At 66.6% G+C, this 19,705-nt stretch carries 19 protein-coding genes; 18 read left to right on the top strand and 1 reads right to left on the bottom strand.

From position 1 onward, the window contains the following. Window positions 1-259 precede the first annotated feature (259 nt). The 18 genes from ACT3TS_RS15975 to ACT3TS_RS15890 all read left to right on the top strand — a co-directional run bounded on the left by ACT3TS_RS15975 (window position 260) and on the right by ACT3TS_RS15890 (window position 18,395). Window positions 260-928, top strand: coding sequence for a response regulator transcription factor (locus ACT3TS_RS15975; RefSeq protein ID WP_444532512.1), 669 nt, complete (start codon window positions 260-262; stop codon window positions 926-928). Window positions 929-1,084: 156 nt separating this feature from the next. Further along, on the top strand, window positions 1,085-1,291 hold the full coding sequence (locus ACT3TS_RS15970; RefSeq protein ID WP_444532511.1) for a hypothetical protein: 207 nt from the start codon (window positions 1,085-1,087) through the stop codon (window positions 1,289-1,291). 393 nt (window positions 1,292-1,684) lie between these two features. Beyond that, a complete protein-coding gene (locus ACT3TS_RS15965) occupies window positions 1,685-2,851 on the top strand; it encodes a branched-chain amino acid ABC transporter substrate-binding protein (protein WP_444532510.1) in 1,167 nt (388 codons plus the stop codon). Window positions 2,852-3,034: 183 nt separating this feature from the next. After that, a complete protein-coding gene (locus ACT3TS_RS15960; protein WP_444532509.1) occupies window positions 3,035-3,928 on the top strand; it encodes a branched-chain amino acid ABC transporter permease in 894 nt (297 codons plus the stop codon). 2 nt (window positions 3,929-3,930) lie between these two features. Further along, window positions 3,931-5,016, top strand: a complete 1,086-nt coding sequence (locus ACT3TS_RS15955; protein ID WP_444532508.1) for a branched-chain amino acid ABC transporter permease — start codon at window positions 3,931-3,933, stop codon at window positions 5,014-5,016. Then, window positions 5,013-5,906, top strand: a complete 894-nt coding sequence (locus tag ACT3TS_RS15950; protein ID WP_444532507.1) for an ABC transporter ATP-binding protein — start codon at window positions 5,013-5,015, stop codon at window positions 5,904-5,906. Before ACT3TS_RS15955 ends, ACT3TS_RS15950 begins: the two co-directional genes overlap by 4 nt. Beyond that, a complete protein-coding gene (locus ACT3TS_RS15945; protein ID WP_444532506.1) occupies window positions 5,906-6,616 on the top strand; it encodes an ABC transporter ATP-binding protein in 711 nt (236 codons plus the stop codon). Before ACT3TS_RS15950 ends, ACT3TS_RS15945 begins: the two co-directional genes overlap by 1 nt. A 31-nt stretch (window positions 6,617-6,647) precedes the next feature. Further along, window positions 6,648-7,787, top strand: coding sequence for a proline racemase family protein (locus tag ACT3TS_RS15940; RefSeq protein WP_444532505.1), 1,140 nt, complete (start codon window positions 6,648-6,650; stop codon window positions 7,785-7,787). A gap of 175 nt (window positions 7,788-7,962) precedes the next feature. Further along, complete coding sequence (locus tag ACT3TS_RS15935) at window positions 7,963-8,868, top strand: dihydrodipicolinate synthase family protein (RefSeq protein ID WP_444532504.1); 906 nt, start codon at window positions 7,963-7,965, stop codon at window positions 8,866-8,868. Between the two features lie 42 nt (window positions 8,869-8,910). Next, window positions 8,911-9,912, top strand: coding sequence for a proline racemase family protein (locus tag ACT3TS_RS15930; RefSeq protein WP_444532503.1), 1,002 nt, complete (start codon window positions 8,911-8,913; stop codon window positions 9,910-9,912). After that, a complete protein-coding gene (locus tag ACT3TS_RS15925; RefSeq protein ID WP_444532502.1) occupies window positions 9,909-11,261 on the top strand; it encodes an aconitase X in 1,353 nt (450 codons plus the stop codon). Before ACT3TS_RS15930 ends, ACT3TS_RS15925 begins: the two co-directional genes overlap by 4 nt. Further along, window positions 11,242-11,844 (top strand): aconitase X swivel domain-containing protein, encoded by a 603-nt coding sequence (locus ACT3TS_RS15920; RefSeq protein ID WP_444532501.1) that lies wholly within the window; start codon window positions 11,242-11,244, stop codon window positions 11,842-11,844. Before ACT3TS_RS15925 ends, ACT3TS_RS15920 begins: the two co-directional genes overlap by 20 nt. Window positions 11,845-11,939: 95 nt before the next feature. Beyond that, window positions 11,940-12,893 (top strand): ornithine cyclodeaminase family protein, encoded by a 954-nt coding sequence (locus tag ACT3TS_RS15915; protein WP_444532500.1) that lies wholly within the window; start codon window positions 11,940-11,942, stop codon window positions 12,891-12,893. Window positions 12,894-12,957: 64 nt separating this feature from the next. Beyond that, a complete protein-coding gene (locus ACT3TS_RS15910) occupies window positions 12,958-13,626 on the top strand; it encodes a GntR family transcriptional regulator (RefSeq protein ID WP_444532499.1) in 669 nt (222 codons plus the stop codon). A 141-nt stretch (window positions 13,627-13,767) separates the two neighbouring features. Continuing rightward, entirely contained in the window at window positions 13,768-14,937 is a 1,170-nt protein-coding gene (locus tag ACT3TS_RS15905) for an NAD(P)/FAD-dependent oxidoreductase (RefSeq protein ID WP_444532498.1), read from the top strand. Next, the gene (locus ACT3TS_RS15900) at window positions 14,930-15,226 is read left to right on the top strand and encodes a (2Fe-2S)-binding protein (RefSeq protein ID WP_444532497.1); all 297 of its coding nucleotides are present in this window, start codon (window positions 14,930-14,932) and stop codon (window positions 15,224-15,226) included. The genes ACT3TS_RS15905 and ACT3TS_RS15900 overlap by 8 nt, the downstream gene beginning before the upstream one ends. After that, a complete protein-coding gene (locus tag ACT3TS_RS15895) occupies window positions 15,223-16,893 on the top strand; it encodes an FAD-dependent oxidoreductase (RefSeq protein ID WP_444532496.1) in 1,671 nt (556 codons plus the stop codon). Before ACT3TS_RS15900 ends, ACT3TS_RS15895 begins: the two co-directional genes overlap by 4 nt. Continuing rightward, the gene (locus ACT3TS_RS15890; RefSeq protein WP_444532495.1) at window positions 16,890-18,395 is read left to right on the top strand and encodes an aldehyde dehydrogenase (NADP(+)); all 1,506 of its coding nucleotides are present in this window, start codon (window positions 16,890-16,892) and stop codon (window positions 18,393-18,395) included. Before ACT3TS_RS15895 ends, ACT3TS_RS15890 begins: the two co-directional genes overlap by 4 nt. A gap of 41 nt (window positions 18,396-18,436) precedes the next feature. Here the strand turns inward: ACT3TS_RS15890 and ACT3TS_RS15885 are convergent, their stop codons facing one another. Next, window positions 18,437-19,411, bottom strand: a complete 975-nt coding sequence (locus ACT3TS_RS15885) for a bile acid:sodium symporter family protein (protein WP_444532494.1) — start codon at window positions 19,409-19,411, stop codon at window positions 18,437-18,439. Window positions 19,412-19,705: the final 294 nt, after the last annotated feature.

Here is a 19,705-nt window from a genome sequence, read left to right as displayed (position 1 = left end):
ACACGCCCCGTCCAAGCGAAGGAGAAAGTCATGAACGAACTGCACTTGCTTGGAACCGGCCGACCGGGGCACCATGGCGGATCAAAGCCCGCAGGCATCTGGCCTTCCGGCTCGTTTTCGACGCCGCCGACGCCGACGCGTTGAGATCCGCAGGACCGGCTGGCAAATTTGCGGACAGCCACCGGGCCGGCGCCAGCGACCTTGTTTTCACAGCGCGGCAGGTGCCGCCGGGATGAACAGGGTTACGTAGACTGTCACCATGAGTGTGAACGTGGCAGCAACCGAATCGATTGATGTAGTCATCGTCGACGATGAAAAGTTCGTCCGGGGTGCACTGCGGACTTATCTGTCCCAGGCCACCGACGTGGCCGTCGTGGCTGAGGGTGAAAACGGCGAGGAAGCTGTCCGGCTCGCCCACGAACATCAGCCCGATGTGATGCTCATAGACATACAAATGCCCGTCATGGACGGAATAGCGGCGATTCGCCGCATCGTGGCGGAACTGCCGGAGATCCGGATACTTGTTGTCACAGGCCATATTTCGGACATTTACCTTAAGGCGGCACTAATTGCCGGGGCCAGCGGATACGTGGTCAAGGATGCCGAGCCGGACCGGATAGTGGCAGCTGTCAGGGAAGTCCATGCGGGGGACTGCCCGATCGATCCGGGGGTTACCCACCTGCTCGTTGCCGATGTGCGCAAGAGCCTGCCGGGCAAGCGGAAGCAATCCCAAATCGAACTTTCGGAGCGGGAGGGTGCCGTGCTGAAGCTGCTCTGCGACGGGCGCAGCAACGTCGAAATCGCGGCAGAGCTCCACCTCTCAGAGTCAACGGTCAAGTACCATTTGGTGCGCCTGGGTCGGAAGTTTGCCACCCGGGACCGGCTGCAGCTTGTCATCACCGCGCTTCGCACGGGTGTGGTGGCATAGGGCCGCAGCCTGATCAAATTCCAACGCAAGGACAGGGCTGTCCAAAAGTATAGGAAGGCAATCAGGCTCTGGCTGTATCCATGCGGTGCTAGGCACTCTATGCTGGGGAACAGCCATGCAGTGGCGATCCATAACATTAATTTGAAAGGTTCCGTCATGAAGACCCCCTTTGCATCCATGGGTGCTGCCGCAGTTCTCGCCGCCGGTTTGATTTTGGCACCCGGCTTGTCGCCGGCCCAGGCCAGCACGACAACTGCCAGTACGGCCACCAGCTCCATCAGTTCATTTGCGCCGGGCAGCGTGGCGACCACCTACGGCATGTGGTTCGTACCCTGCAACATATTCGGGTTTCGCATGTGCTGATCCCGGCGTTGACGCGCGGACTGGTCAACCAGCCATGAGCCATGCAATTACGGCACCCGCCTGAACTGTTCGGAATTCCCGGACAGTTCAGGCGGGTGCCGCTGTTTGTAGTGCTCGTGCTGCCGCCCGCGTTGCCGCCCGCCTGCCCTGCTCCGCTCGCCCCCGGGTCCTTAATTTTTGTTGAAGTCTCGCGTGATCGACCGTGCCGGAAGGGGAATGTATCGCTCGGGTCTCTTTTGTGCGGGGGTGCCGCAAAACTGTTGACACGATACGCGTGACATGTCATATTTTACTCACATATGCAGTGTGACTTACGTTGCAATCACGGTGTTCCGGGCCTAGTGGATGTTGCCTTGAAGCCGGCAAATTGTCACGTCAAAGGAGATGCAGACAATGAAACTTCGACTACCCAGGGCACTTGCTGTCGGCGCAGTGGCCGCGGCCATGCTGGCCACCTCAGGTTGCGGCGGAATCCTCGGAGGCGACGGGGACAAAACCGCCGATTCGGGACCCATCAAGATCGCCGCCGTCATTCCGATGTCCGGTTCCAGCGCACCCACAGGCGTCTACATGAAGAACGGCATGCAAATGGCCGTTGACGAGATCAACGCCAAGGGCGGTGTGTTGGGCCGCCAACTCTCACTGGATCTGGAAGACGGTGCGTGCGATCCGACTCAGGCGGCCGCGGCTGCAAACAAGGCGGTGTCGAACGGCGCCGTCATTTCCGTGGGCGGATATTGCTCTGGCGCAACCCTGCCAACCCTGCCCATTTTTGCCAAAGCCAACATTCCGATGATCATCCCGGCCGCCAACTCGCAGGAACTGGTCAACCAGAAATTGCCCAATGTGTTCATGATCAACGGCACCGGCACCCAACAGGCGGCAGCGGCGGTCAAGTTCATGACCAAGGACGGGGTCAAGAGTGTGGCCCTGGTGGATGACAACACCAGCTATTCCAAGGACATCGCCACGGAAACCAAGAAGGACCTGGAGGCCGACGGCGGCGTGAAGGTTGCGCTGGCCACCTCAGTCACCGCGGGTGAGAGCGACTATTCCTCCGCCGTGCACGACATCATGGGCGCCAACCCGGACATGTTGTACTGGACCGGCTACTACCAGGAAGGCGGGTTGATCATCAACCAGCTCAAGGCGGCCGGGTACACGGGCAAGATCATGGTGGCGGACGGCAGTGTTGACCCGTCGTTGGTGACGATTGCCGGTGCGGCCAATGCCGAGGGCGTGCTCGCCACAATGACGCAGACTCCTGACACCATCAAGGGCGCCGAGACCTGGATTGCGAATTACACCAAGGCCTTTGGCAGTGCCCCGGGACCTTATTCAACGCAGTCCTATGATGCAGTCCGGGTGGCTGCCGAAGCCATGACCCAGGCCAAGAGCACCGACGGTGACGCTGTCATCAAGGCATTGGAGGCCATTGACGGCTTTCAGATCTTCTCGGGCGCATTGAAGTTCACCCCGGAGCACACGTTGAGCAGCGGTGGCTTCCAAATCCTGGTGGTGCAGGACGGCAAGTTCGTTCTCAAGGACGCGCTGAGCTAGCGCGCCCCGCTCCCTCCCCGCCCCGCACCCCATCCGCTCCCATCCGCCCAGGCCCCATCAGTGCTGGGCTGGTGCGGGGCTGCGGCGGGCCAGGCGTGGCAACCGGCGGAACCCGGCAACGGGTCCCGCCGGTTGCATCCATCCAACCCGGAACACCACTTGCACAGCCAAGGCAGGTCAGGCATGACACAGCTCATTTGGAACGGACTATTCGTAGGTTCCTTCTACGCACTCATTGCTTTGGGCTATTCCATGGTCTACGGCATCATCAAACTCCTCAACTTCGCCCACGGCGACATTTACATGCTCGGCGCGTTCATCGGCTTCGCCATGCTGACCTCCCTGGGAGTCATTCCGGGTTCCATGTCCATCACGGCACTGCTGATAGTGCTGCTGTTGTGCATGATCGTCACCGGCGGCATCGGCGTCGGCATTGAGTACCTGGCCTACCGCCCGCTGCGGAACTCGCCGCGGCTCGCGGTGCTGATCACCGCCGTCGGCGCCTCCTTCACGCTGGAATATGGTGTCAGCGCCATTGCGGGTCCCAATCCGAAAGTCTTCCCGGTGCGGCTCCAGGGGGACAGCTTTACGGTGCTTGGCGCCCGCATTTCGGTCCCGCAGCTGGTGCTCATGGTGATCGCCGTGATGTTGATGTGGGGGCTGAACTCCTACATTCAACGCACGTCCATGGGCAGGGCCATGCGCGCTATCGCCCTGGACACCAAGGGCGCGCTGTTGATGGGCATCAACGTCAACAAGGTCATCACCTGGACGTTCTTCATCGGTTCCGCGCTCGCCGGCGCCGCCGGGGTCATGGCCGGCGCCTACTACGGCAAGATCGACTTTCTCATGGGCTTCATCATCGGCCTGAAGGCGTTCACCGCGGCGGTCATTGGCGGCATTGGCAACATCAAGGGCGCCATGCTCGGCGGCCTGCTGCTGGGCCTGCTGGAAGCGTTTGGCTCGCAGTGGCTCGGCGGGCAGTGGCGGGACGTCTTCACCTTTGGCGTCCTCATCGCCTTCCTGACCTTGAAACCCACCGGCCTGCTGGGTGAACGTGTCACGGAGCGGGTGTAGCCATGAGTGAAAACGCCGGAACCTCCGAAAACGTCGACACCTCCCGTGCCCCGCGCCGCATCGGCAAACCGGCCAGCCGCATCTCCCGGCTGTTTGAGAGCAGGCAGCTGGGGTGGGCGGCGTTCGCCATCGCGGTGCTGTTCCCGTTTGTCCTGGCCAGCAACTACGCCATGAGCATCGGCACGACGGCAGTCATTTTCATCCTGCTGGCATCGGGCCTGAACATCGTCGTCGGCTACTGCGGACTGCTTGACCTGGGCTACATCGCCTTCATGGCGGTGGGCGCCTACACCTCCGGCATCCTCTCCAAGGCGTGGGAACTGCCCATCCTGTTCACCATTCCGGCCGTCATTCTCATGTGCATCCTGGCCGGGTTGATCATCGGCGGGCCAACACTGCGCCTGCGCAGCGACTACCTCGCCATCGTCACCCTCGGCTTTGGCGAGATCATCCGCCTGACGGCCAACAACCTCACCTCGCTCACCGGCGGCCCGTCGGGCATTTACGGCATCCCCGGCGTCGCCCTCTTCGGCCTGGACCTGTCCGCGCCGGTCCCGTTCTACTACTTCTGCGTCGTGCTTGTCAGCCTGCTCGTGCTTGGCTCGGCCCGGTTGGGCAAGTCGCGGCTGGGCCGGGCCTGGCGCTTTGTCCGCGAGGACGAGGATGCCGCCGAGGCCATGGGCATTCACACCTACAAGGTCAAGCTGGCCGCGTACATCTTCGGCGCCATCTGGGGCGGCCTGGGCGGGCTGCTGTTCGCCGCCCACCTCTCCGCGATCTCCCCGCAAAGCTTCGTCTTCCTGCAGTCCGCCCTGGTCCTGATGGCAGTGGTGCTCGGCGGCATGGGCAACACCCGCGGCGTGGTGGTCGGCGCCGTCGTCATCTCCCTGCTCCCGGAATTCCTGCGGGACATGGGCAATCTGCGCTACGTGATCTTCGGCGTCGTGCTGGTGTCCGTCATGGTGCTGCGGCCCCAGGGCTTCTGGCCCTCCCGCGCCTATGAGCCGGACCGGTCCAAGGATGGGGCGGACGACGGCGGCCCCGACCCGGGAGCGCCCGTTACCACCGCGAAGGGAGGGACCCGGTGAGCCCGCTGCTGGAAGTGAATGAACTGCAAATCGCCTTTGGCGGCGTCAAGGCCGTCAACGGGCTCACCTTCTCCGCCGACGCCGGTGAAATCGTCTCGGTCATCGGCCCCAACGGTGCCGGGAAAACCAGTGCGTTCAACTGCATCACAGGATTTTACAAGCCCGTCAGCGGCTCCGTGACGCTCGACAGCTTGGACATCACAGGCAAACGCCCGGCCGTCATTGCGGCCACCGGCGTCACCCGCACCTTCCAGAACCTGCGCTTGTTCCCGGACCTGACGGTGCTGGACAACGTCCGCGGCGGCATGCACCTGTACGGCGGACAGAACTTTGTGGACGCGTTGTTCCACACTCCCCGGTACCGAAAAAGTGAACGGCACTACACGGAAGAGGCGTACCGCTGGCTGGATTTTGTTGGTTATGAGGGCGGCCGCGGCATCCCCGTGCGGAACCTCTCCTACGGCCAGCAGCGAAAGGTGGAAATGGCGCGGGCCATGGCCCGCAAGGCCAAACTGGTGCTCCTGGATGAGCCCGGCGCCGGGCTGAACCACTCGGAAAAGCAGGCGCTGCTGGAACTGTGCCGCAAGATCAGGGACCTGGGCGCCGCCGTCGTGCTTATTGAACACGACATGAGCGTGGTCATGGAGGTCAGCGAACGCGTGGTGGTGATGAATTTCGGCAAGGAGATCGCAGACGGAACCCCCGATGAAGTAAAGAAAAACCCGGCCGTCATCGAGGCCTACCTGGGCAAGGCCGATGAGCCGGGCGCAGCAGACGGGCCCGCGCCGCCACCCACGGCCAGGAGCGTCAAGGAAGCCGAAGCGAAAGCCGAAGCCGGGGCCGACCGGGACGCCGGCGCGCACCCGGGCGAAGAAGGGAGTGGGAGCTGATGTCGATGCTCGAATTTGAAAACGTGGAAGTGTTTTACGGCAAGATCCAGGCGCTGCGCGGCATCAATGTCCGTGTCGAAGAGGGCGAGATCGTGGCGCTGCTGGGCAACAACGGCGCCGGCAAGACCACGACGCTGTCGGTGGCGTCGGCCATAGTGAAGGCGCACGCCGGTCGGATCGGCTTTGACGGCAAGGACATCACCCGGGCCAAGCCGTGGGAGGTGGTGGGGGCCGGACTCATCCACGTGCCCGAGGGGCGGCGGATCTTTTCCACGCTGTCGGTGCTGGAAAACCTGCAGCTCGGCGGCTACCTGGCCAAGGACCGGGCGGCCGTGCAAAAGCGGCTCCAGGACGTGTTTGAGCTGCTGCCGCTGCTGGCCGAACGGCGCGCGCAGCAGGGTGGCACGCTCTCCGGCGGAGAGCAGCAGATGCTTGCCATTGGCAGGGCGCTCATTGCGGGGCCGCGGATGCTCATGCTCGACGAGCCGTCCATGGGGCTGGCGCCGTTGATTGTGGCCCAAATCATGGACGTGATCAAGGAAGTCAATGCCAACGGCACCACGGTGCTGCTGGTGGAGCAAAACGCGCGCGCGGCACTAAAAATCACCAGCCGCGGCTACGTCATTGAGCACGGCGCCACCACCATGACCGGCACGGGTGCCGAACTGATGGCCGATTCACGCATCGTTGAGGCCTACCTGGGCGCGTAGCCGTCCAACAGGCGGACCGGAAAGGGGCGGCATGGGCGTCGAATCGTGGGAGATAGGGACGGTGGATTACCACACGGCCGGCGAGCCGTTCCGGATTGTGCCGGCCCCGCCGTTCACGATCCCGGGCGCCTCGGTGCTGGAACGGCGCGAACGGGCGCCGTCGGGCGAGGCCGACACGCTGCGGCGGCTGCTGGTCAACGAACCACGCGGGCACGCCGACATGTACGGCGGCTTCATCGTGCCGCCCAACGATCCCGGCGCCCACTTTGGTGTGTTGTTTTGGCACAAGGACGGATTTTCCACGGCCTGCGGACACGGGACCATCGCGCTGGGCACCTGGGCTGTGCGCAGCGGCCTGGTGCGTCCGGCGGACAGTGGCGGGGCTGGCGGTGACACAGTTGGCACCGGCATGGCCGACGGCGACACCGACGTCGTCATTGACGTCCCCTCCGGGCGTGTGACGGCCCGGGTGGCGACACGGGGCGGGCGCGTGCAGCACACCACCTTCCGCAGCGTTCCCTCCTGGGTGGTCGCCCGCGGCGTTGAGGTCGGGACCGCGGACTTTGGCCGGCTGCGCGTGGACGTGTTGTGGGGAGGGGCGCTGTACGCGGCACTGCCGGCCCGCGCGGCGGGACTGGACGTCACGCCGTCGAGCCTCCAGCGACTGATCGCCGCCGGACGCCAGGTGAAGGCTGCGCTCGCCGGCCATCCGGCGGCCTGCCACCCCGGTGATGCGCGGCTGGACGGGATTTACGGCACGATTTTCCACGAGCCGGTGGATCCGGTGGATCCGCAGAACGGGCTTCCGCTGGCCGGGGCGCTGGCGCAGCGCAACGTGACGATTTTTGCCGACGGGCAGGTGGACCGCTCGCCCTGCGGCTCGGGGACGGCAGCCCGCGTTGCCGCGCTGACGGACTCCGGGGAGCTCAAGACCGGGGAGGTGCTGGACCACTTCTCGATCATCAATTCGCACTTCACCGCGACGGTGGTGGCTCCGGTCGGCGTGGAATCAACAGCCGGAGCCGGCTCGGCAGCGGAGGCGGTCCCTTCGGACGTGGAATCACAGGCGGCCGTGGTCGTGGAGGTGACAGGCACGGCGTTTCCCACAGGGGAGGGCAGGTTCACGCTGGCGGCCGACGACGGGCTGGGCCTGGGCTTCGCCCTCCGGTAGACGCTTCGCACTAGTGTTATGTGACATTGTACTGATAATGTGGGAACAACCACCTGTCCCGCGGAGGGCACCGGACCTCGGCGGCGGTCAGCGGGGGTGGTCGGTGAGGCGGGCAGTGGGTTGTGGACCGCGCCCGACAGGCTTTGGACAAGTTTTTCGACGCAAGGAGACAAGCATGACAACGCGCACCCAGCCCTGGCAGGGTATTCACGTGGCAACCGCCCTGCCGTTCAACGACGACGGCAGCGTGGACCACGCGTCGTTCGCCGAGCACGTGGGCTGGCTTGCCGCCAACGGCTGCGACGGTGTCTGCCCCAATGGATCCCTCGGCGAGTACCAGACCCTGACGCCAGGGGAGCGGGCCAAGGTGGTGGAAACGGCCGTTGCTGCCGCGCCGGACGGCTTTACCGTCATGCCGGGGGTTGCCGCCTACGGTGCCGACGAGTCCCGGCACTGGGCCGAACAAGCACGCGACGCCGGCGCCGCCTCCGTGCTGGCGCTGCCGCCGAACACGTTCAAAGCCGACGAGGACACAGTGCTGGCGCACTACCGGGAGGTGGCGAAGGCGGGCCTGCCGGTGGTTGCCTACAACAACCCCTATGACACGAAGGTGGACCTGACGCCGGCACTGTTGGCGCGACTCCACCAGGAAGGCTTGATCGTGGCCGTGAAGGAATTCACCGGCGATGTGCGCCGCGCCTACGAGATCGCCGAACTGGCACCGGAACTTGACCTGCTGGTCGGCTCCGACGACGTCCTGCTCGAACTGGGCCTGGCCGGGGCCGTTGGCTGGATTGCCGGCTACCCCAACGCCATCCCGCAAAGCACCGTGAACTTGTACAACCTCGTCACCAGCGGCAGCGCCGACGACATTGCCGCGGCGCTGCCCATCTACCGCGACCTCCACCCGCTGCTGCGCTGGGATTCCAAGGCGGAGTTTGTGCAGTCCATCAAACTCTCAATGGACATCGCCGGGCGCAAGGGCGGGGCGTGCCGCCAACCGCGCGGCCCCCTGTCCGCGGAACTCACCGCCCGCATCACGGCCGACACCGAGGCCGTGCTGGCCAAAGGCTACAAATAGGCAGAGGCTGTAGATAAACAAGGAAAACAGCAGGGACTGCAGATGCGCTCCAAACGGGTCTTCCACACCGTGGAATCACACACCGAGGGGATGCCCACCAGGGTCGTCACCGGCGGCGTGGGCACCCTCCCCGGGGCCACCATGGCCGAGCGGCGCCAGTGGTTCATGGCCAACAGCGACGACATCCGGACCCTGTTGATGAACGAGCCCCGCGGGCATGCGTCCATGAGCGGCGCCATTCTGCAGCCGCCCACCCGCCCGGACGCCGACTACGGCGTGCTCTTCATCGAGGTTTCGGGGCTGCTGCCGATGTGCGGGCACGGGGCCATGGGGGTGGCCACGGTGCTGGTGGAAACCGGAATGGTGCCGGTGGTGGAGCCCGTGACGACCATCCGGCTGGACACCCCGGCCGGGCTCATTATCGCCGAGGTGGCCGTGTCGGGCGGCGCCGCGACGTCGGTGACCATCCGCAATGTGCCCTCGTTCTGCCTGGAGCTGGATGCGCACGTCACCGTGGCGGGCTTTGGTGAGGTCCGCTATGACATGGCGTTCGGCGGAAACTTTTACGCCGTCGTCGAACTGGCCGAACTGGGACTGCCCTTTGACCGCACAGCCAAGGCGCAACTGCTGGCTGCGGGACTGCAGCTCATGACGGCCATCAACGAGCAAAACCCGCCCGTCCACCCGGAGCAGCCGGACATCTCCGGCTGCCACCACGTGTACCTGAAGGCGCCCGGGTCCACGGCGCAATATTCACGCCATGCCATGGCCATTTACCCGGGCTGGTTCGACCGTTCGCCCTGCGGCACCGGCACCAGCGCCCGCATGGCCCAGCTCCATGCCCGCGGCGAACTGGCCCTGGGCACCGATTTCATCAATGAATCCTTCATCGGCACGCAATTCACCGGCCGGCTCGTGGCCGAAACCACCGTCGGCGGGCTGCCCGCGGTGATCCCCACCATCACCGGGCGGGCCTGGGTGACCGGCACCGCCCAGTACCACCTGGATCCCGACGATCCGTTTCCGGCCGGGTTCCAGCTGTGACTGTCCCGGCCCTGGCGCTCACGGATGAGGAAACTGCCATGCTCGACGGCGGCCGCGGCCCCGGGGTGGCGATGGCCATGCGGATGGTGGTGGCACTGGCCGGCGTGATGGGCGCCGAACGGCTCATCCCCATCACCGGTGCGCACATTGACAGCTGCCTGTACCACGGGCAGGCGGGGCTCGATTTCGCCCAAAAACTGGCGGATCTCGGCGCCGTGGTGGCCGTGCCCACCACACTCAACACCAGCTCGCTGGACCTGATGCATCCCGGCCTGGTGCGGCTGCCGCCGGACGACGCGGTCCCGGCCAGGGCGCTCATGGACGCCTATCGTGCCCTGGGTGCCCGGGCCACCTGGACCTGCGCGCCCTACCAGTCGACGGAGCGGCCCGGCCTGGGTGAGGACATTGCCTGGGCCGAATCCAATGCAATCGTGTTTGCCAATTCCGTGCTGGGCGCCCGCACCGAACGCTACGGGGACTTCATCGACATTTGCGCCGCCATCACCGGCCGCGTCCCGCACGCCGGGCTGCACCTGGACGAACACCGCGCCCCCACACTGGAGCTTGACTGCTCGGCGCTGCCCGCGGCCATGCTGGGGGAAGAGGCTGTCTGGGCCGCCCTCGGCGATGTGGTGGGGCGGCAGTCGGGCTCGGGGGTGGCGCTGCTCACCGGCATCGACCCGGCACTCGTGGACGAGGACAGGCTCAAGGCCCTTGGCGCCACGGCCGCCTCCTCCGGCGGTGTGGCGTTGTTCCATGTGGCCGGAGTGACGCCCGAGGCGCGCGCTGCCGAAGCGGTGGCCGCCGAGGTCTGGTCCGCCGCCGGAAAATCCGCCACAGGAAGGTTCGCCGCGGGAAGTCGGGCCTGGGCCGGGCTCGCGTGCGTTGTGGTCACGCCCGCGATGCTGCGGGCTGCCCGTGATGAACTGTCGACGGCGGATGCGAGCCTGCCGCTGGACGCTGTCGCCCTGGGCACGCCGCACTTTTCCGTGCGCGAGTTTGAAAAGCTTGACGCGGCCCTGGCAGACGCAGCCCTGGCTGGCGCAGGGCCGTTTCACCCCGGGTGCACTGTCTGGATCAACACGTCCCGTGAGGTGTTGGCGCAGGCCCGCGCCGCCGGACTCGTGCGGGCAGCCGAGGAACTGGGTGCACGCATTGTGGTCGACACGTGCACCTACATCACGCCCATCCTGGGTCCGCAGGAGCGCACCGTCATGACGCCGTCGGGCAAATGGGCCTGGTACGCGCCCATGAACATCGGCGTCGACGTTGTCTTTGGCACGCTGCGGGAATGCCTTGCCTCCGCCCGGGCCGGAAGGGTGGTCCGCGATGAGCGCCAATGGAGCTGAGGCAGGCCCTGAATCTGCAGGCCCTGAATCCGCCGACCTTGCATCCGCCGGACCCGGTGCAGGCGGAATCACAGCCGCCGCTCCGGCCCGGCTGCTGGAGCTGTCCGCCGTCACCCTGTGTGCCGGCCGGGCCGGCGGGGACTTGCTGGCACTGGCCGAACCGCTGTCCTTTTGGGGCGGCACGGACAGGAAGACCGGCATGATCATTGACGCCCACCACCCGCAGCACGGCACCTCCCTGGCCGGACGGGTGCTGATGATGGCTGCCTCGCGCGGGTCCAGCTCCTCATCGTCGGTGTTGGCCGAACAAATACGGGCCGGCGTGGGCCCTGCGGCCATTCTGCTCACGGCCCGCGACGCCATTGTTGCCCTCGGCGCCCTGGCCGCCGCCGAACTGTATGGCACCGAAGTGCCGGTCGTTTTGCTGGACGCGGCAGATTCTGGCAGGCTGCAGGTGGCCGCCGTCCCTGCCCACGGAACCACTGTGGAAGTGGCTGCGGGCGCAGACGGAAGGGCCGTCGTCGTGCTTCTCGGACCAAACGTGCTTCATGGGCCAGGCAGCCTTCTTGGACCAGCCGGCTGACCGCGGCACCTGCCGCACGAAGCAACTGCCACCCGATACGGCTGCCTCCCGATACTACGGCCGCCACAGCGGCTGCCTCCATGCAAAGGATGAACATGTCACTGCCATATATCGATGCGGCCGCCCTGACGGCGCTGATGCCGCCTGCCGCCGCCGTTGCCGCGCTGGAGGACGCCCTGCTCGGTGGCCAGGACCCGGAGCTGGACTCACCCCGGCTTTTTGCGCCACTGGCTGCGGGGGAATTCCTGCTCATGCCGGCGCAGTCGGCCAAGTATGCCGGGGTCAAGGTCGCCACGGTGGCGCCGGACAATCCTGCCAAGGGCCACCCCAAGATCCAGGGCACCTACCTGCTGCTCGACGGCGAATTCCTGACGCCGCTGTGCGCCCTGGACGGGGCAGAACTGACATTGATTCGCACGCCGGCCGTCACCGCGCTGGCCGTCAAGCACCTGCTGGCGTTGCGCGGGGCCGAATCCGCCGGGGCCGTGGTGGTGTTTGGCACCTCGTTGCAGGCGGACAGGCACATTGAGGCGCTGCATGAGGTGTGCGGCATCCGGTCGCTGGTTGTGGTCGGCCGGAGGGCCGAGGCTGCTGCCGCGCTGGCCGCGAAGTGGGCGGCCAAGGGGCTGGACGCACGCGCCGGTGACGCGGGCGAGGTGGCCGGGGCCAACGTCGTCGTGACGGCAACGTCGTCGCCGGAACCGGTGTTTGACGGATCCCTGGTCCGGGACTCCGCCGTGGTGGCCGCGATTGGCTCACACGGCCTGGACGCCCGCGAGATTGATCCGGTGCTGGCACGGCGGGCCGCGGTGGTGGTGGAAGGCGTTGGTTCCGCGCTGCGCGAGGCCGGGGACTTGATCCCTGCCCGGTCGGCGGAGGAATGGGAAGAGCTGGGGTTGGCGACGCTGTCAGACCTGGTGAACGGCCGGTTTGTTCCGGCCCCCGGTGCGCCGCTGCTTTACACGGGTGTTGGGATGTCGTGGGAGGACATTGTGGTGGCCGGCCGGGCCCACGAGCTTTTTGCTGCGTCCGGTGATCGCGTCGACTAAAATGTCATATTGTAGTGGTCCGGTTGGTCCGCTGTTACTGCCTTAGCCGGGGAATGGAGGGGCCATGAGCTCCCTTGAACGCTCTCACCTGACCATGGTCACCAAGAACATCAGCCTGCGTGAAACCGTGACTCAGGCGCTGCGTGCGGCCGTCATCTCCGGTGAAATGAAGCCGGGCGAGGTGTATTCCGCGCCGACGCTGGGCAAGCGCTTTGGCGTCTCGCCCACGCCCGTGCGGGAAGCCATGCTCGACTTGGCCAAGGAAGGCCTGGTGGTTTCACTTCCCAACAAGGGCTTCCGCGTCACCGAGGTTTCGGATCTGGACCTGGATGAAATCACGGCCCTGCGGCTGTTGATTGAACCCCCCACGGTTGCCGCGGTGACGCCGGTGATTGACGACGCCGGGCTGGCGCGGCTGCGCGTGATGGCCGGCGACATTGTGGACTTCGCCGGGGACGGCGACCTCATTGCCTACACCGAGGCCGACCGTGCCTTTCACATCGCCATCCTGGAATACAGCGGCAACAAGCGCCTGGTGGTGTTGATTTCCGAATTGCGCGCCCACACCCGGCTGCTGGGCCTGGCCTCCCTGGCGGCCACCGGCAAGCTCCGGGAAATGTCGCTGGAACACGTGGAGCTCGTGGACCTGATGGCCGCCGGAAAAGCCGCCGAGGCGCAGGAGCTCATGACCCGGCACATCGGCCACGTCCGCGGGGAGTGGGCCAAGCACTAGGCAGTGGCCGGGTGCTGACGGGGCGCGTGATTGGGTGCTGCCCGGGCGCGTGATTGGGTGCCACCGGGGCGCGTGCCGGGCAGCCCTCCAGGGGAGCGTAAACCCCTGTCGCCATTGAGTGGCATGTGACATACTACTGTCATGAATGTCCCCCGAACCGCTGACGTTGTTGTCATCGGCGCCGGTGCCGTGGGCGCTGCGTGCGCATTTTTTGCCGCCCAGGCGGGTCTGCGGGTGGCTGTCGTGGAGCGGGGCGCCATCGCGGGCGGAACCTCGAGTGCCGGTGAAGGAAACCTGCTGGTCTCCGACAAGGAAGCCGGACCCGAACTGGCACTGGCCCAGTACTCCCAATCGTTGTGGCGCGGTGAACTGGCGGAGTTCGGCCGGCTGTGGGAATTTGAAGCCAAAGGCGGCCTGGTCGTCTCCGCGAGGCCCGCAACCCAAGCCAGGCTGGAGCGTTTGGCGGACCGGCAGCGGACGGCCGGGACCGCCGTCGAACTTGTGACTGCCCAGGAACTTGGCGGCCTGGAGCCGCAGCTGAACCCGGAGCTGGCCGGCGGCGCCTACTACCCGCAGGACGCCCAGGTGCAGCCGATGCTGGCCACGGCGCACCTGCTCCGCCTGGCCAGGGCCAGGGGTGCCAGCGTCCACACCCGAACCCGGGTCACAGCGTTTGTCCGGGACGGGGACGTTGTTGCGGGGGTGGTCACGGACCGCGGCACGATCAGCGCCGGCGCCGTGGTCAACGCCGCAGGCACCTGGGCGCGGGCCATCGCGGAGCTGGCCGGGGTCAATGTCCCGGTGCTGCCGCGCAAGGGCTGCGTGCTGGTCACCGAGCCGCTTCCCGACATGGTCAGGCACAAGGTGTACGCAGCCGAATATGTCGACAACGTGGCCAGCTCCGACGTCGGCCTGCAAACGTCGCCCGTGGTGGAAGCGACCGGGGGCGGCACCATCCTGATCGGTTCCAGCCGCGAACGCGTGGGCTTCGACAACTCCGTCAACCTCCGCGTGCTGGCGGAGATGGCGGGCAAGGCTGTTGCGTTGTTCCCATTCCTTGCCAACGTCAGGGCCCTGCGGAGCTATTCGGGGTTCAGGCCCTATTGCCCCGATCACCTGCCCGTCATCGGTGCCGACCCGCGCGCGCCCGGACTGTGGCACGCCTGTGGGCACGAAGGCGCCGGGATTGGGCTTTCGGTGGGTACGGGGGCGTTGATTGCGGCCTCGCTGACAGGTGCCGCACCCGCGATGGACCCGGCCCCGTTTGCACCCGAACGCTTTGACGCTGCACTGGAGGGCACACATGCCTGAACTTCGACTGACCCTTGACGGCTCGCCGCTGGCCGCGCGCCCCGGCCAAACCGTGGGCGCTGCGCTGACGGCAGCCGGCATCACAGCGTGGCGCACGACGCGGATAGGCGGGCGCCCGCGCGGCTTGTTTTGCGGCATCGGCGTGTGCTTTGACTGCCTGTTAACTGTCGACGGCGTGTCCGGGCAACGCGCCTGCCTCACCCCCGCACGGGACGGCATGGCGCTCGAGACCGGGGCCGGCGGGGCAGGCGCAGCCGGGTCCGGCGCAGGGACCGGGGTCGGGCAATGAGCAGCGGAACTGCCCACTTTGACGTGGCTGTGGTGGGAGCGGGCCCGGCCGGCCTGGCCGCCGCCGTTCATGCCGCGGACGCCGGCCTGGCGGTGGCCCTCGTGGACGCCGGAGTCCAGCCCGGCGGCCAGTTTTGGCGCCACCCCGACGAGAGCGCTGCCACGGGCCCGGGTGCCGGCACGGTCGCGGGCCCGGCCGGGAGGGCAGGCCGCCACGGCGCAGAGGCTGCCGGGCACCACGACTGGAAACGCTTTGTTGACCTCCGCTCCCGCTTGCGTGCCCATGAGGTGGCGGGATCCGTGAGCTATTTGCGCTCCACGCAGGTGTGGCTCATCGAATCAGGCGCCGGGCCGGTGGTGCTGCACCTGACACCCGTTTTTATCCAGACAGCCTGGGCCGACACGCCGGGACTGGTCCGCGCCCGCCATGTGATCCTGTGTCCGGGCGGCTACGACAGGCAGCTTCCCGTCCCCGGCTGGGACCTGCCCGGCGTTATGGCCGCAGGCGGAGTCCAGGCCCTGCTGAAAGGCAGCCGGACAGCTGCGGGAGATGTCGCCGTCGTCGCCGGCACCGGACCGTTCCTGCTCCCGGTGGCGGCGGGCCTGGCGGCAGCAGGCGTGAAGGTCGCAGCCATTTGCGAGGCCAACAGCCCATTTAGCTGGTTGAAGAACCTGCGTGGGGTCGCGCATGCCCCCGGGAAAGCGGCCGAGGGTGCCGGGTATGCGGCAGTGCTGGCCCGGCATCGCATTCCGTACCGTGTGCGCACGGCCGTCACAGAGATCCACGGCACCGCCCGGGTGGAGGCCGTGACCATTTCCCGGCTGGCAGCAGACGGCACAAAGGTGGCCGGAACTGAACGGCGGGTGTCTTGCGGGCTGGTGGCCTTGGGGTGGGGCTTCACCGCCCAGCTGGAACTGGTCCTCGCAGCGGGTGCCGAGACCGCCGTCGACGTTGACGGCTCCCTCATTGCCGTGGTGGATGACCGGCTGAGATCCTCCGCGCGGGCCATAAGCGTGGCGGGTGAGGCGACGGGCGTGGGTGGCGCGGCCATGGCTGTTGTGGAGGGCGAACTTGCTGCCCTCTGCGTTGCGGCCGACAATGGACGGACTGGCCCCGGTGCCAATGCAGGTTCGCCCGTTGCGCCGGAAGCGCTCGGTGTACGAGGTGCGCCGGCGGCGCGGATCGCGGACCTGCAGCGGCAGCGCACCCGCCTGCGCGCATTTGCCGTGGCGATGCATCGCGCCAATCCAATCCCCGCCCGTTGGACCGGCTGGCTCACCCCCGAAACCGTGGTGTGCCGTTGCGAGGAGGTGACGTACGGTTCCCTGTGCAGTGCCCACACCGAACTGGGAGCCGACGATGCACGCAGCCTGAAGTCCCTTGCCCGGCCCGGGATGGGCTGGTGCCAGGGCCGCGTGTGCGGCTTTGCGACGGCGGAGATCGCCGCAACCTTTGCCGCAGACTCTGCCGGGGCCAGCCCCGCCGGGGCCAAACCTGCCCGGGCCAATCCTGCCGCGTCCAGACCTGCAGGAACCCGGGCCACAGCCGAAGACCTGCGCGCCATGGGCAAGCGAACGCTGGCCGCACCCATCACCCTGGGGCAGCTGGCCGCCCTTACTTTTGATGAGCCTGAAACATGTTCCCCTGACGAAGGACCGCGACCATGACTGCACAGCAACCCGCCCCCAAGGACACGCCAAACACGGAAGTCAACGCCGTCCCGGCCGCCACTTCCACCGACGAGCTGGCACGCATTTTGTCGGCGGCGGACGCAGCCGCCTCCGACTGGGCGCAGCGCCCCGCCATTGAGCGTGCCGCGGCCCTGGCAGCCGTCGCTGACGCCTTGGACGCCGCAGCGGCAGAGCTCATCCCCGTGGCGCAGGAGGAAACCAATCTGCCGGCCGGCAGGCTCGCCGGGGAGTTGAAGCGCACCACATTCCAGCTTCGGCTCTTTGCCGAGCTGCTCGCGGACGGCGGCTATCTGGATGCCCGCATTGACCACGCCGACGAGAGCTGGCCCATGGGTGCCCGGCCGGACATCCGCCGCTCCCTGGAACCGCTGGGCCCGGTGGTCGTGTTTGCCGCGAGCAACTTTCCCTTCGCCTTCAGTGTCATAGGCGGCGACAGCTGCTCCGCGCTCGCAGCCGGCTGCCCCGTGGTGCTCAAGGTCCACTCCGGGCACCCAAGGTTGTCGGCCGCCGTCGGACGGGTTGCCGCGACTGCCCTGCACGACGCCGGCGCCCCGGACGGGTTGCTGCAGCTGGTCTACGGCACGCAGGCGGGCCGCGACGCGGTCCTGGATCCGCGCATCAAGGCCGGGGCGTTCACCGGTTCCATCTCCGGCGGGCGGGCGCTGTTTGACCTGGCGAATTCCCGTCCCGACCCCATCCCGTTCTACGGCGAACTGGGCAGCGTGAATCCCGTTTTTGTCACCCAGGCCGCCGCCGCACGGGGCGCGGAGATCGCCGCGGAATTTGTGGCCTCGTACACGCTGGGCGCCGGCCAGTTTTGCACGAAGCCGGGCATCCTGCTGGTCCCCGAAGATTCGGCGATGCTCGCCGAACTCGCCACCGCGGCCCGCCCGGGGCCGGCCAAACTGCTCAATGACAGGATCCAGTCCGGCTACACGGAGTCCTTGCAGGAACTGTTGAGGCACGACGACGTCGCCGCCTTGGGCGGCACCGCCGACACCTTGGCGTCCCCACCCGCACCGGCATTGACAGCCACGACGGCCGCAGCGCTGCTCGCCGATCCCAGCGGGTTGATCACCGAATGCTTCGGGCCGGCGGCGCTGGTGGCGAGCTACCGGGACGAGGAAGAGCTGCTGGCCGTTGCCGGTGTGCTCGACGGGCAGCTGACAGCCACGGTCCAGGGTGAGGAGTCCGACGTCGTCGCCCCCAAGCTGGTGCGCGTGCTGGCAGGGAAGGCTGGTCGGGTGCTGTGGAACCAATGGCCCACAGGCGTCTCGGTGACCTACGCCCAGCAGCACGGCGGCCCCTACCCGGCCACCACCGCGCCGACGTCAACGTCAGTCGGCACGGCCGGCGTCACCAGATTCCTGCGTCCGGTGGCCTACCAGGGTATGCCCGCCCACCTGCTGCCCGACGCCCTGCGCGACGACAATCCGTTGGGTGTCCCGCAGCGGATCAACGGCGCGCTCGCGCCCTGATCGCCGCCCATGGTGAGTGGCCGGCGTCGTACGGTGTGGGGTTAGCGGTCAACCAACGGCTTGCGGGCAAGCCACGCAGCCACAATGGCTCCTGAAATGTTGTGCCAAACGGAGAACACGGCAGAGGGCAGCGCGGCAAGAGGTGAGAAGTGTGCGGTGGCCAGCGTCGCGGCCAATCCCGAGTTCTGCATGCCAACCTCAAAGGCCAGTGCTCGGCGGGCCTTTGCATCGAGCCTGCCCAGTTTGCCGGCCAGATAACCAAGACCCAGCCCGAAGCCGTTGTGCAGGATGACGGCAAGGAAAACGATGCCACCGGCCGCAACGATCTTGGACGCGGAGCCGGCCACCACAATGGCCACGATGACGGAAATGACCACGGCTGAAATCCAGGGCAGCGCCGGGAGAACAAAATTCACCAGGCGGTTGAGCAAAAGCCGCGCCAGCAGCCCCGCGATCACGGGCACGAGGACGGTCTTGAGGATGTCGACCATCATGGCTCCGGCGTCAACATTGAGCAAGGAACCGGCCAGGAAGAGCGTCAGGGCCGGCATGACGATGGGTGCGATGAGCGTGGAGACGGTGGCCACGGCAACGGACAAAGCCACATCGCCCTTGGCGAGGAAGGCCATCACGTTCGAGGCTGTGCCGCTGGGTGCGCAGCCCACCAAGATTACGCCGGCGGCCAGTTCCGGGCTCAGATGCAGTCCCATGGCGATGAGCCAGCCGGCCCCGGGCATGATGATGTAATGCGCGCACAAGCCCAGGGCTACGGCCCAGGGGCGTTTTGCCACGGCGGTAAAGTCGGGCAGCGTCAGCGTAAGTCCCATGCAGAACATGATGATGCCCAGCAGATACGGCACGGATGGAGCGAATGGCTTGAACGCGCCCGGCAGCAGGAATCCGAGGACGCCGGCGACAACCACCAGTAGTGGGAAAACGGTGACGGCGATCAGAGCGGTCCGGTCTGCTGTGGCGGGTTCTGTGGTCTTTGGTGTTGCACTGGTTGACTGAGGCACTCGTTAATTTTGCACCTTTCCGGCCACATGACCGAATCAGTCCACTATGTAGCGGACGTGGCCTCGGCCGGCAGTTACTTCGATGAACCCTCTGCGGCGGACGATTGTTTACCCGGTGCACGGGACAAGCCATCCGGGCAGTTCCGGCGAGGATTTCCCTGACTAGAGGGCCATCCTGCTGTTCCCCTGTTCCCCTGTTCAGGTGCGCTGTGACGGCCTCGACGTTCTCTAGATCCGCCTGGAAAAGATTTAGAAGATTCTTTCGGGGATGTATTGCGTATTGGTAACGTCTGC

It is taken from the genome of Specibacter sp. AOP5-B1-6, assembly GCF_052376555.1.
GTDB lineage: Bacteria > Actinomycetota > Actinomycetes > Actinomycetales > Micrococcaceae > Specibacter.
Note: the sequence above shows the minus strand (reverse complement) of the source record. Positions and strands in the feature narration are given on the sequence as shown.